This is a genomic window from Dyadobacter sp. HNCC25DJ186 (assembly GCF_056895235.1).
In genome coordinates this window covers 277,768-289,979 of sequence record NZ_JBXHAS010000004.1, presented here as the reverse complement: position 1 = coordinate 289,979, position 12,212 = coordinate 277,768, and the positions used below count along the sequence as shown (strand labels likewise).

Genomic DNA, 12,212 nt, shown 5'->3' with positions numbered 1-12,212 from the left:
CATTTAAAGACCTTCGATTATTTCAATCATGAAAAAGACAATCAGTATTAATATAGGCGGTGTCATCTTCCACATTGAGGAGGACGGATACGAAAAGCTGAAAAGCTATCTTAATTCCATCCAGAAATACTTTTCTTCTTTCGCCGACAGCAAAGAAATTCTATCGGACATTGAAGGCAGAATTGCCGAGCGGTTCTGGAATAAACAAAAAGCAGAAAGCAAACAGGTTATTTCACTTTCTGATGTGGACGAGCTGATCGCTGCCATGGGTACCGTTGCAGATTTTGAGGCCATCGAGCAGTCGGAAGATATTCTTTCAGATCCGCTTAGTTCAGCTCAGCCGCAAAGTGAGACCCCAAAACAGGAAGCTCATTCTGCTCCGGCTCCAGCTGCTCCGAAAGCAGAAAGCAAAACGCACACGGGTCCCAGAAAACTGGTAAGAGATCTTCGTCGTAAATTGGTCGGTGGTGTTGCGGCAGGTTTGGCAAATTATTTTACAATTGATCCGCTGTGGGTAAGGCTGGCTTTTCTTTTAGCTGTGCTAGGATTACCCGTAGGCGGTGGCATGATGGGCTTGGATGGTGAATTTTTTGGAAGTATTTCCGGATTCACAGTTTTGCTTTACATCGCCATGTGGATCGCCTTTCCGGGATCATCATCATTGGAAGAGGATACAAAAATCAAGAAGTTTTACCGTAATCCGGATCGTAAGGTTGTGGGCGGTGTTGCCTCGGGCGTTGCGTCCTACTTTGGCGTGGATCTTGGCGTTGTTCGTTTCCTTTGGGTGCTTTCTATTTTCCTTTTTGGTACCGGTGTTGTTTTGTATATTATTCTTTGGGTTATCGCCCCCGCAGCTAATACGCTAACCGAAAAAATGGAAATGCAGGGGGAGCCGATTACGCTTTCGAACATCGAATCCAATATCAAACAAAGTCTCAATCTGTCGGATAAAGAAGGGGAAGAAAACCCGATCACTAAAATTTTGCTATTCCCTTTTCGCGCCATCGCATTAATTATCGGTGCTTTGGGGAAGCTTTTAAAAGGCTTTGGGCCAGTGCTTAGGATCATGATCGGCGTATTCTTGGTTGGGATGTCAGTTCTTGCACTATTCGGTTTGGTGGTTGGAGGCTCAGCCGTAATGGGTATCACGAGTATCGATGCCTTTGAAGGTATGCCTCTGCCGTTCCGTATTTTACAGGAAATTCCGCAAAGTCTGATTTTGTCCGGCGTACTTGTATCCGCCATTCCTTTTATTACTTTTCTTTTATTGGGTTTAACACTTTTGTCAAATAAGAAGATTGTAGGCAGTACGGTCTGGTTGACCCTGCTTGGACTTTGGATTGTCGGTATTGTTGTTGCAACGATTCAGGGAGTTTCCTATCAGCGTAACTTCGCCAAACGCGGCGAATATACCCAGACGGTTTCCTATGTAATTCCAGCCGGAACACTTACCCTCGATGAAAGCGATTCGGATGAGGATGAAACGATCGACGTTGATATCCGCCTGGCTGGTTACAATGCGACAGATAGTTTAAAGTTGGATAAAAAGATGGTTTCCCGCGGTCGTTCGAAAGAAATTGCCAGAAAGCTTGCTTCTGAATTACAATATGAACCGACAATCAAGGATTCTGTAATTACCTTCCATGAAGGCCCCGCTTTTAAAGATGATGGTCCTTTCCGTGATCAGCAAATTGATCTGACATTGAACATTCCTTTCGACAAACAATTTATCATCACCCGTAATTTGTGGTTTTCAATATCACACGGATACGGCAGCAATCGCCATTTAGATTCTTACGATCTGAACGATGACGATGTAAATTGGGAGCAACTACGCTGGACGATTAAACGGGATTCCGGCCTGGTCTGTATCAATTTGCCCGCAAAATATATTCGTTCAGATAATGACGATGACAATAACAGTAACGGTGCTTATTCTTTTGACGACGAAGACAGCGACATGGATATGGGAGAACGTGGAACATATATCAAACAATTTCCTGTAAAAGATTTCAAGAGAATTGATATCGGCGGAGCTTATGTCGTGGTAGTAAAACAAGGTGCCGAGTTTAATGTCTCTGCGGATGGCGAAGAAAAAGATGTTGACGATCTGAAAATTTATGAAGAAGGCGGTGTTTTGAAGGTAAAAAGAAACTCTCCTTTCAATCTTTTTGATAATGATTGGAAACGCATCGGAATTATTATCACGATGCCAACGATCGAAAGTGTTTCTTTATCAGGAGCTAACAAGACAAGAATTGTAGGTTTCAAAGGACTTCAAAAGCTGGATGTTGATGTTTCCGGTGCTTCAAAAACTGAGATTGATGTTGAAACAAATGAGCTGTCGGTTGGACTTTCGGGAGCTTCCAAAGCAACTTTGAAAGGTTCAGCGAAGTCAGTTGAAGTCGATTTGTCGGGTGCTTGCCAATTGGACGGGGTTGGAATGAATATCCAGAATGCGGATGTACATGCGTCAGGAGCTTCAAAAGCAGATTTCGGACGGGTTGATAATATGAAAAAAGATTTGAGTGGCGCAAGTAAAGTAGATGTTCAGCAATAATGTAAGCGTGCATGCAACCTTCAAAGAAGATTTGTCATCATTCAATCACATTAACCAAAACATTAAAGAATCACAGTCATGAAAAAATTATTTTTATTCGGAATCGTCTGCCTTTTATCCACTGCAATGGCGTTGGCTCAGGAAAGTAAAACTTTTCAACTTTCAGGCTTCAACAAACTTGCCATGGGAAGCGCTTTTAAAATTGATGTAAAAAAAGGCAGCCAGTTTAGTGTAACAGCTTCCGGACAGCCAGATGATATCAAAGACCTGGAAGCGAAAGTTACTTCCGGTATTTTGAAAATAGGATATCGTGGAAACAACTGGAACAAAAGCAGGAAAACGGTCAATATCAATATCACAATGCCAGCGTTGGAGGCAGTAGACTTTTCTGGAGCTTCAAAGGTGCAGGTTGGAAATTTTCCCAACTCTAAAACGATGGCTGTTGAGGTTTCCGGCGCATCCAGCGTTACAATGAACTTCTCAGCTCCCAAAGTTTCAATGGAATTATCCGGGGCATCTTCATTAACAATGATTGGTCAGTGTGATATTCTAAGTGGTGAAGTTTCAGGTGCATCGTCTTTCAAGGGAGAGAATTTTCCTGCCAAAGAAGTTAATATCGAAGCATCCGGAGCGAGCAGTGCTTATGTGATAGCTAATGCAACAATCCATGCCGATGCAAGTGGCGCAAGCCGAATCCGTTATAGCGGAAGTGTGAAAAATATCCATTCGAATACTTCCGGTGCGAGTTCTGTGAAGAGAGATTAGAAATTTGTTTTTATAGAAAAGTACAAAAAGCCGGCTTTGTCCGGCTTTTTGCTTTTAAGATATTCTGTAAATTCATACGAAAGTTATTTCTTACGTGATATATTTATGGACATTCTTACCTTCGCATCTAATTTAAAACGTTAAAGAAAAAGTTGCATCCTTCCATTTTGTGAAAGGCATGCTTATTTTACCCACTATACTTTAATATTCATGAAGCGTAATCAGTATCCAATGAAGCGCATTTGTACCTGTTTGATTTTCTTTATTTATTCTGTAATTTCTATTGGCTCCGTTAACTCTCAGACCCTTTCCGGGAAACGATATATGCCTCCCTTGGGCGTTTTCAGTTTAACAGGCGGTATGGGTGTTGCCTATTACATGGGTGAACTGCAAAGTGGAGTCTCTGAACATTTGGGTCTTGGCCCGTCAGTATCGGTTGGCGCGCTGTATCGCCTGACAGAACATTTCAGTGCGCGGGGAGAAGTAAGATTCTACGGTGTCTCAGCAGACCAGAAAAATTCTGCAAATAATCAGCAAAACTTATCTTTCAGGACACGAAATCCTGATTTGAATGTTGGAATACAGGCTGATTTATTTGCCTATAATCGTCATGAAACATTCAATCCATATCTGCTTGGCGGTGTTGGCGTAACTTATATGACTCCAAAAGCAGAACTTGATGGTAAATGGATTAGTCTTGCTCCCTTGCAAACGGAGGGTGTAAAGTATAATCGTCTGCCTTTGGTTTTTATGCTCGGCGCAGGATTTTCGAAGCAGATCGCCGAACGCTGGAGTTTGGGAATGGAGCTTGTCAACAACTTTGTCAATTCTGATTATCTGGATGACGTCAGTACAGTTTATCCGGATTTTAATACTTTATCCAGTGATCTCGCACGCCAGCTTTCTGATCGTTCTTCTGAAATAGGAGCAATTCCACAGGAACCTGGCTGGCACCGGGGAAGACCCGCACGAAAAGATATGTATCTGTTTCTGCAGGTTCGTGTCAATTATTTAATCGGAACAAGAAAAGAAGCGCACGAACGCAAAAGTGTACGTTGTCCGCGTTTCTAAAATAAATTATCAAAATCAGCCCAATGTTAAAAGCAAAAACCCCGCAGCAGTCGGAGGTGACCATGACTGAAATGGTACTTCCCAACGATACTAATACGCTAAATAATTTAATGGGGGGGCGCTTGCTTCACTGGATGGATATTTGTGCAGCCATATCCGCTCAAAAACATTCGAATCGTATTGTTGTAACCGCTTCTGTCGATAACGTTTCTTTCACAGAACCAATCCGTTTAGGGAATATTGTTACCATGCATGCCCGCGTTACCCGCGCTTTTAATTCTTCGATGGAAGTTTTTCTTGAAGTGTGGGCGGAGGATATTCCCGCAGGGTTGCGTGTCGCCACGAACCGTGCATTTTATACTTTCGTCGCTGTTGATCAAAACGGAAGACCAATTGAAGTTCCGCCGTTATTAGCCGAAACAGCAGCTGACCAGGAATTATTTGTCAGCGCTTTACGTCGCCGTCAGTTGCGATTGGTTTTAGCCGGAAGAATGAAGCCTTCCGAAGCGATTGAATTAAAAGCCTTGTTCGAAATACAGGAAGAAAAGCCATAACCCATCTTTTTTTGGTAATTTTGCCAAACCATAAGCGGTCTGCCGTTGTTGGTTGATTGTTTTCTCGTGGGGTTTGCATAGGATACGCGCTTCACAGAAAATTATTTATAAAACGCTTTCATTTATTTTTTATAAAAAATGGCAAAAGAGATCATATTTTCGGACAAAGCTCCTGCTCCAATCGGCCCGTATAGCCAGGCTGTAAAAGTTAACAACACGTTATATGTTTCAGGGCAGATCGCTTTTGAAGCTTCTCAGTCGGGGAGTATCAAAGTGGAAACAGGCAAGGTGATGGAAAACATCGGGCATATTTTAAAAGCCGCCGGGCTGGGTTACGAAAATGTCGTAAAATCAAATATCTATCTGAAAGATATGAATGACTTTGCCGTGGTGAATGAAGTTTATGGTCAGTTTTTTACCAACGAACCTCCTGCTCGTGAAACTGTTCAGGTTGCCCGTTTACCAAAAGATGTGAATGTTGAGATTTCCGTGATTGCGGTGGAGTTATAGTCGGGAAGTTGTCGGGAAATTGTCATGTGTTGTAAAGAAGTAGTCAGGGCTCGTCAACGATAAATGACAATTTCCTGACAATAAATGACCACCCTTGACTACACTTGACCACTTCCTGACAGATATATTTAAAGTTGAAATATTAATAATGAATAAATTACCAGTTCGGGTGAGATTCGCCCCAAGCCCAACAGGACCACTCCATGCAGGAGGTGTCCGTACCGCCTTATATAATTATCTGTTTGCCCGCCAGCAAGGTGGACAAATGTTGCTTCGTATTGAAGATACTGATCAGAATCGTTACGTTCCCGGAGCAGAAGCCTATATTCTTGAAGCACTGGAATGGCTTGGCATCGAAATTGATGAAGGACCGCAAAATGGTGGACCTCATGCGCCATACCGTCAGTCGGAAAGAAAAGAAATGTACCGTCAATATGCTGAAAAACTTATTGCGGACGGCAAGGCTTATTATGCTTTTGATACTGCGGAGGAACTGGATGTGATGCGCAAGCGTCTTGAAGAAGCAAAAGTTGCTGCCATCCAGTACAACGCCATTACCCGTCAGGAAATGAAAAATTCTTTGACGCTTTCCCCGGCAGAAACCAAAGCGCGTCTCGAAAGTGGCGAGCCGTATGTGATCCGGATGAAAATTATGCCGAAGGAAGATATCCGTTTCAACGACCTGATCCGCGGATGGGTGGTTGTTCATTCTTCACAGATTGACGATAAGGTTTTGTTGAAATCTGATGGTATGCCGACTTACCATTTGGCCAATATTGTGGATGATCATTTGATGGGAATCACGCACGTGATCCGTGGCGAAGAATGGCTTCCGTCTGCTCCTTTGCACGTTTTACTTTACAGATATTTAGGCTGGGAAAGCACCATGCCCCAGTTTGCGCATTTACCATTGTTATTGAAACCTGACGGAAACGGAAAACTTTCAAAACGTGATGCAGATCTTGGCGGTTTCCCTATTTTTCCATTGCAGTGGACGGATCCGGTAACGGGTGATGTGGCAAAAGGTTTCCGTGAAGAGGGATATTCCCCGGAAGCAACAGCCAATTTCCTTGCTTTGCTTGGCTGGAATGCAGGTACTGAGCAGGAGATTTTCAGTATGGATGACATGATCAAATCTTTTAGTTTCGATCGTGTTCATAAAGCCGGTGCAAGATTCGATATCCAGAAAGCAAACTGGTTCAATCAGCAATATCTGAAATTGAAAGATGATGCTTCGATCGTGGCTGAAATTAAACCACTTTATGCAGCAAAAGGAATTGAAGTAAATGACGGCCAGCTGATCCAGATTGTGCATTTATTGAAGGACCGTGTTCATTTAACAAAAGAGATTGTTACGGAATCAGAATTCCTTTTCAGTGCTCCGGAAGTTTATGATCAGGATGTTGCGATAAAAAAATGGAATGAGGAAGCTGTGAGCGCTATTTCCGGATTTAAAGATGCACTTGGAGATTTTGAAGGAGATTTTGTAGCAGACAATATCAAACACGTGCTTGCCGGAAAAATGGAAAGTTCAGGTATCAAAATGGGAAAAATAATGCAGGCATTACGTCTTGCGGTGACCGGTGCAGGGGCCGGCCCTGATTTGATGGTGATCATGGAAATTTTAGGAAAGCAAGAAGTAATCAGCAGATTATCGCAGGCGCTTGACCGTTTGCCTGCGCAAATTCGCCTGGCATAAGTCGAAAATTACCGTTCGATCAATTTGCTTTGTCAATGGGTTTATAGTCATATAATTTCGTAACAGTAATTTAGTTTACTGGCCTTCGGGCCGATAGCCAATTAATATTATGGCCAAAAAGAAACAACCTGATTCCGCTAAACCTGCAAATGAGAAACCTCGTGTGCACAAAGATCTGGACGGTTTTGACATCCAGATAAATTCGTTTGGAGAGATAACCACGAGCTTTGATATGGATCGTATCAACCAGTTTTTGAACAAAAACGTGGACGATAAGAAACTTCGTGACCGGGAAGATATTCCGGGAAGGAAAACCAAAAAAACAAAGGCTAAAAAATCCGGGGAGGAAGAAGAGGAATAGGGAAGTAATGTTTGTTTACGGCATACCTGCGTGATTTACTTATTACATATAAACTTCTAAAGCTAAATGATCTCACACGAAATCGATTACAAAATTATTGGCGATGATATTCAAATCGTTGAAATAGAACTCGATCCTAACGAAACGGTAATTGCCGAAGCCGGTGCTATGCTTTTTATGGAAGATGGTATTCAGTTTGAAACCAAGATGGGTGATGGATCTGAGGCCAATCAGAGTATTATGGGTAAGATTTTTCAGGCGGGTACGCGGGTGCTGACTGGTGAATCACTTTTCATGACACATTTCACAAACCGCGGTGTTGGGAAAAAAAAGGTCGCTTTTTCTGCACCATACCCCGGAACAGTTATGCCGATTGATTTGTCCAAAATTTACGGTAATGAACTGATCGTACAAAAAGACGGATTTTTGTGTGCTGCGCTTGGAACCAGTATGAAGATCCATTTTAATCAGCGATTCGGATCAGGACTTTTTGGCGGCGAAGGTTTTATTCTTCAAAAATTAAAAGGCGATGGAATGGCCTTTGTACATGCTGGCGGCGTTGTTATCGAACGTCAGCTGAACAATGAAACGTTACGTGTTGATACCGGATGCGTCGTTGCTTTTGAGCAATCGTTAAGTTTTGATATCCAGCGTTCAGGTGGCTTAAAATCGATGGTGTTTGGTGGCGAAGGTATGTTTCTTGCCACGCTTCGCGGATCCGGACGCGTGTGGATTCAGTCGATGCCAATTTCTAAATTAATTCAGAGATTATCCGTAGGCGGACCAAATGCCAGGAAAGAAGGCGGTTCGGTCATTGGCGGTTTAGGGAATTTGTTTGAATCGTAAAAAGATTTATTTTATAAAAATCTAAAATGGTAGGTGCCCCGGTACTTACCATTTTTGTTGTTAATAAAATAGAACCGTTTGTCCGACAACACCTGATTCGGTGATCACTTTAAGAAAATAATTTCCACTCGGTAGCGGATGCGCAGGCTCAACCCGTACCAAACCAACAATTTCTTTATCAGACACAAAAATAGGATGCTCATTTCCCCTGGCATCAAAAAGAGCGCACTTAACCAATTTTATATCTTCATCCGCTCTGAAATAAAAGTATTGTTTTGTTACCGGATTTGGGAAAATGACCAGATTGGCTGGTGAACCTTCCCGGAAAATTGAATACACCGCTGAATAGCCAACTTCACCATTCTCATATTCCAGCTTTAATCTGTAAAAACTACTCGTTTTGATATCGTTTTCGTCAATATGAGAAAAAACCTGAGAGTTGGTCTCATTGTCAGGATCAAACGTTTTCACGTCTGCGAACGATTCGCCGTCATTGTTCACTTGTATAACAATTTGTTTTAAACCAGGAACGGCAGCAATCAGCCAGGCCAGGTGTGTTTTGTTATCAATAGTCCTTGCCGTCAGTTTATTGATAAAATCAACTTTGGTATAAGCACTGCTGATTGAAAAATGATCAGACACGCTTCCGGTCAAAACAGGATTTAAACCAGTCAGACGAATGCGGTATTGCCCAGTTTTAATTGTTTCCGGAATTTGAATTTTCAGCGGAGTTTGCCTTCCGGCTCCAACGATTGCCACAAATCTTCCAGCACTATCCAAAAGCTCAGCTTGCAAAGAGGACATGCTGGCTGGTAGACCCGTCAGGTCAAAGGGTAAGGTAAACGATGCTCCGGGAAATACTTGCGATGGAGTAACACCTGTATGAATGGTATAGCTGGGTTGAAGCGGAGTTATTTCTTTCAACAAGGAATCAGTCAGAATACGGTTCCAGGCCTGCGCAGCCATGGTTAGTCCCTGAACACCACCGGCAATATTTTCGAAATGGCCTTGCTGTGGTCGCGGCATTTGGACAGTGTCGAGATTTGGCCCCGTATAGGTATTAAAACTATCCAGGGAGATCAGCCGATTTTGAGCCGTAATGATCGGAGCGTATGGTTTCGGCAGTGTCGAGCTGGCAGAGTTTCTGGCTATAATCCAGGGTATGTCCTTTCCGGTATGCTGTCGGCTATTGGTGATCAATGTTCGGATATTGGTAAAATAATTTTCCTCCGTGACCCCTTGTTGGGCGTCATTTTCACCATGCGACCAGAGTATCGCCCGCAATCCGAGTGAAGAGTTCAGGTAACGAACTGTGTTTATGATATTAGTATAGGGCTGACGATTCGGCCAAAACTTTCCTACATAGATATTAAAGGCATCTTTGCCCAACGCTCCATCACGATAATTTTCTGAATTCGCGGCAGCCCATGCTGCGTTTAGAAACATGACAGGCGTATTCAATTTTTTATTAAGCATATCACCAAGTTCTGCCCAGTACCAGGAAGTTTCTCCGGATGGAAAAATATAGTCTTTGGCTTTTATAGGCGCGAACTGGGGAGCCTGCATAGGTTCGTCCGGCGCGACAGTTATGTTTTCAGCGTTCAGGAATTTATTAATTGCATTGAATGAAACAACCTGGTCCGAAGAATTTTTAGAACCCAGATCCGGCAGTCCCATCGCATTTGAATTTCCCGCGACCAGAAAAACTTCCCCAATTCCTACCCGGGATGTTGCGGAGATATCAATTGTGCCATTTGCGGCGTATCCGGTTAGCTGCAATTCATACCAGCCTGTTCTCGCTTCAAAAGTTGCAGTTAAAAATCCCTGGTCAATCTGACTTTTGGAAAAAGACAAAGATTTTATTTCGGCAATATTACCCTGAATGGGCGTCAGTTTTGCTTCAATGGATTCGTAAGGGACGTAGGCGTAGGCAGTAACGGCTATTTCTGCAAAGCCGGATTGATCTCTTTGTAAAACCTGGTTATTAACCGGGTTTTTAATAACCAGTTGTGCATGCAGACAGGAATAAGAACTTAGAAAAAACAGAAAAGTAAGAAGCAGGTTCTGGAAAGTGAGACTAAGAGAAAGCCGATTATTGCAATACAAAACAAATTCCGCCATAGTGTGTTGGTTAATTATTCAAGGGCCAATTCCAGGAGTGGAAATTCTAATTGTAAAGTTTGCTAAAAATAAAACAAAAAAGCCAGCTCATAGCTTTATGCTAGCGAGCTGGCTCTATAAAATTCAGAAATTACTAGTTATAACCTGGGTTCTGAGGAGTCAGATTCGGGTTATTTTTCATTTCCTGTATACCTAATGGGAACAACAAATGTTTCGCCTGTAAAGCAACCCCGGAACCTACGTTCAGGTTAAGGTGACCAACGAAATTGTCAAATCCTTTTGTTTTTTCGTTGAAAACTTTACGCAAACGAACCATGTCAAACCAGGTAATTCCCTCGTAAGCGAATTCATACCAGCGTTCTCTCAAAACTGCATCGCGGAAAGATGATTGCGAGAATGAGCCAAGGCTAGGAGTGGTCAGTTTTGCTCTGTCACGCACTTTTTTCAAAGCGTCATAAGCTTCCTGAGTTGGTGCGCCAAGCTCGTTTTGTGCTTCTGCAAAGATCAAAAGAACTTCTGCGTAACGAATAAGCGGAACGTTCAGGTTGTTATTACGCGTTCCTGCTACACCCTCCATTCCATTTGAGGTCTGGTTGAAATGTTTGAAAACATAAGGAGCTCCAAGTGAAAAACGTGCTCCGTTTCCGTTTGTGAAATAAGTGGTATAGAACCATCCTTCCTGATCCACAGTACGAAGGTCACCCGCTTCATAAGAATTGTAGAAAGATAAAGTTGGTACTGTACTTCCTGTTCCACCCGGGCCTGAAAAAGTTACCGGTTTGAAGTTTGGCAAATAGTCTCCCAATGGGTTACCTGCTACTGCCACATTATACTGGATCTGGAAAATGTGCTCAACACGGTTTTTTAGGCTTTCCTGGTGAACTTGCTTGTAAGTATCAAACAGATTAATCACTGCTGGATTTGCTTTTGCATAAGTGATAACTTCCAAAGCTTTGTCGGCAGCAAGTTTATAATGTGTTGCTCCTTTGCTCAATGGAAAACCAGCCATTGTCAGATATACTTTTGACAAAAGAGATTTAACAGCCATCTGCGTAGCACGTCCGCTTGTTTCAGTTACTGGTAAACCGGCAGCTTCTGCGGCAACCAAGTCTTCAACAATAAGTTTGTAAATTTCTTCCTGAGGCGCACGAGAAGGCAAGAAATCTGTCGAATTCGCAGTTTGAGGTGTAGTAACCAAAGGAATATCACCCCAAAGTCTCACAGCGTAGAAATATGCCCATGCACGAAGGAAGCGAGCCTCACCGATCAACTTTGTTTTCTGAGCCTCGGTTGCCGGGGCAAGAAATGGAATAGTTGGAATTTTTTCCAGGGCCAGATTGGCGTTGGCAATTATTCTGTATAAACCATTGTACCAGTTATTAACATGCGCTGTATTTCCGTCGTACGTCAGAGAATAAAGGTTATTCAAATCTGAATTCTGACCTGTTTCTGTTGTAGCTGTTCCTGTAACAGCTTCAAGCAATTGCCAGTTTGCAGAGAAAATACCAGCTCCTTCGCCATAAAAACGTAGACCTGCATAGGTGGCTGCAACAGCCGCCTCTGCGTGATCAGGTATGGTGTAAAAGCTTTCCGGTGTTAAGTTAGATGGATCTTTCTCGTCAAGGAAATCCGAACAACTTGTAGGGCCAAGTAAAATGGATCCGCAGAGAAGTACCTTGGCTACATTTTTTAAATTATATAACTTCATAATCAATGTTTATTAAG

10 protein-coding genes are annotated in these 12,212 nt (G+C 42.7%); 8 read left to right on the top strand and 2 right to left on the bottom strand.

Annotation, left to right across the window (positions count from 1 at the left end):
- Positions 1-28 precede the first annotated feature (28 nt).
- The 8 genes from AC1XUO_RS14975 (at position 29) to AC1XUO_RS14940 (ending at position 8,366) form a co-directional block, all read left to right on the top strand.
- A complete protein-coding gene (locus tag AC1XUO_RS14975) occupies positions 29-2,560 on the top strand; it encodes a PspC domain-containing protein (RefSeq protein WP_483330600.1) in 2,532 nt (843 codons plus the stop codon).
- 78 nt (positions 2,561-2,638) lie between these two features.
- On the top strand, positions 2,639-3,325 hold the full coding sequence (locus AC1XUO_RS14970; RefSeq protein ID WP_483330599.1) for a head GIN domain-containing protein: 687 nt from the start codon (positions 2,639-2,641) through the stop codon (positions 3,323-3,325).
- Positions 3,326-3,535: 210 nt separating this feature from the next.
- The gene (locus tag AC1XUO_RS14965) at positions 3,536-4,396 is read left to right on the top strand and encodes an outer membrane beta-barrel protein (RefSeq protein WP_483330598.1); all 861 of its coding nucleotides are present in this window, start codon (positions 3,536-3,538) and stop codon (positions 4,394-4,396) included.
- A 23-nt stretch (positions 4,397-4,419) separates the two neighbouring features.
- Complete coding sequence (locus AC1XUO_RS14960; protein ID WP_483330597.1) at positions 4,420-4,950, top strand: acyl-CoA thioesterase; 531 nt, start codon at positions 4,420-4,422, stop codon at positions 4,948-4,950.
- A gap of 138 nt (positions 4,951-5,088) precedes the next feature.
- Positions 5,089-5,460 (top strand): RidA family protein, encoded by a 372-nt coding sequence (locus tag AC1XUO_RS14955; protein ID WP_483330596.1) that lies wholly within the window; start codon positions 5,089-5,091, stop codon positions 5,458-5,460.
- A gap of 148 nt (positions 5,461-5,608) precedes the next feature.
- Positions 5,609-7,159 (top strand): glutamate--tRNA ligase, encoded by a 1,551-nt coding sequence (gene gltX / locus AC1XUO_RS14950; protein WP_483330595.1) that lies wholly within the window; start codon positions 5,609-5,611, stop codon positions 7,157-7,159.
- A 109-nt stretch (positions 7,160-7,268) separates the two neighbouring features.
- Positions 7,269-7,520 carry a hypothetical protein gene (locus AC1XUO_RS14945; protein WP_235151790.1) on the top strand — a complete coding sequence of 84 codons (252 nt, stop codon included), beginning with the start codon at positions 7,269-7,271 and terminating at the stop codon, positions 7,518-7,520.
- Between the two features lie 66 nt (positions 7,521-7,586).
- On the top strand, positions 7,587-8,366 hold the full coding sequence (locus AC1XUO_RS14940) for a TIGR00266 family protein (protein WP_483330594.1): 780 nt from the start codon (positions 7,587-7,589) through the stop codon (positions 8,364-8,366).
- A 60-nt stretch (positions 8,367-8,426) separates the two neighbouring features.
- On the opposite strand, the gene AC1XUO_RS14935 is transcribed toward AC1XUO_RS14940, so the two are convergent.
- Together AC1XUO_RS14935 and AC1XUO_RS14930 are read right to left on the bottom strand one after the other, a co-directional pair.
- Positions 8,427-10,487, bottom strand: coding sequence for a sialate O-acetylesterase (locus AC1XUO_RS14935; protein WP_483330593.1), 2,061 nt, complete (start codon positions 10,485-10,487; stop codon positions 8,427-8,429).
- A 133-nt stretch (positions 10,488-10,620) separates the two neighbouring features.
- Positions 10,621-12,195 (bottom strand): RagB/SusD family nutrient uptake outer membrane protein, encoded by a 1,575-nt coding sequence (locus tag AC1XUO_RS14930; protein WP_483330592.1) that lies wholly within the window; start codon positions 12,193-12,195, stop codon positions 10,621-10,623.
- Between the last annotated feature and the right edge of the window lie 17 nt (positions 12,196-12,212).

Coding starts and splice junctions, on each gene's coding strand:
- AC1XUO_RS14960 (WP_483330597.1), top strand. CDS start 4,420: ATGTTAAAAGCAAAAACCCCGCAGCAGTCGGAGGTGACCATGACTGAA.
- AC1XUO_RS14955 (WP_483330596.1), top strand. CDS start 5,089: ATGGCAAAAGAGATCATATTTTCGGACAAAGCTCCTGCTCCAATCGGC.
- AC1XUO_RS14975 (WP_483330600.1), top strand. CDS start 29: ATGAAAAAGACAATCAGTATTAATATAGGCGGTGTCATCTTCCACATT.
- AC1XUO_RS14935 (WP_483330593.1), bottom strand. CDS start 10,487: ATGGCGGAATTTGTTTTGTATTGCAATAATCGGCTTTCTCTTAGTCTC.
- AC1XUO_RS14930 (WP_483330592.1), bottom strand. CDS start 12,195: ATGAAGTTATATAATTTAAAAAATGTAGCCAAGGTACTTCTCTGCGGA.
- AC1XUO_RS14970 (WP_483330599.1), top strand. CDS start 2,639: ATGAAAAAATTATTTTTATTCGGAATCGTCTGCCTTTTATCCACTGCA.
- AC1XUO_RS14940 (WP_483330594.1), top strand. CDS start 7,587: ATGATCTCACACGAAATCGATTACAAAATTATTGGCGATGATATTCAA.
- AC1XUO_RS14945 (WP_235151790.1), top strand. CDS start 7,269: ATGGCCAAAAAGAAACAACCTGATTCCGCTAAACCTGCAAATGAGAAA.
- AC1XUO_RS14965 (WP_483330598.1), top strand. CDS start 3,536: ATGAAGCGTAATCAGTATCCAATGAAGCGCATTTGTACCTGTTTGATT.
- gltX (WP_483330595.1), top strand. CDS start 5,609: ATGAATAAATTACCAGTTCGGGTGAGATTCGCCCCAAGCCCAACAGGA.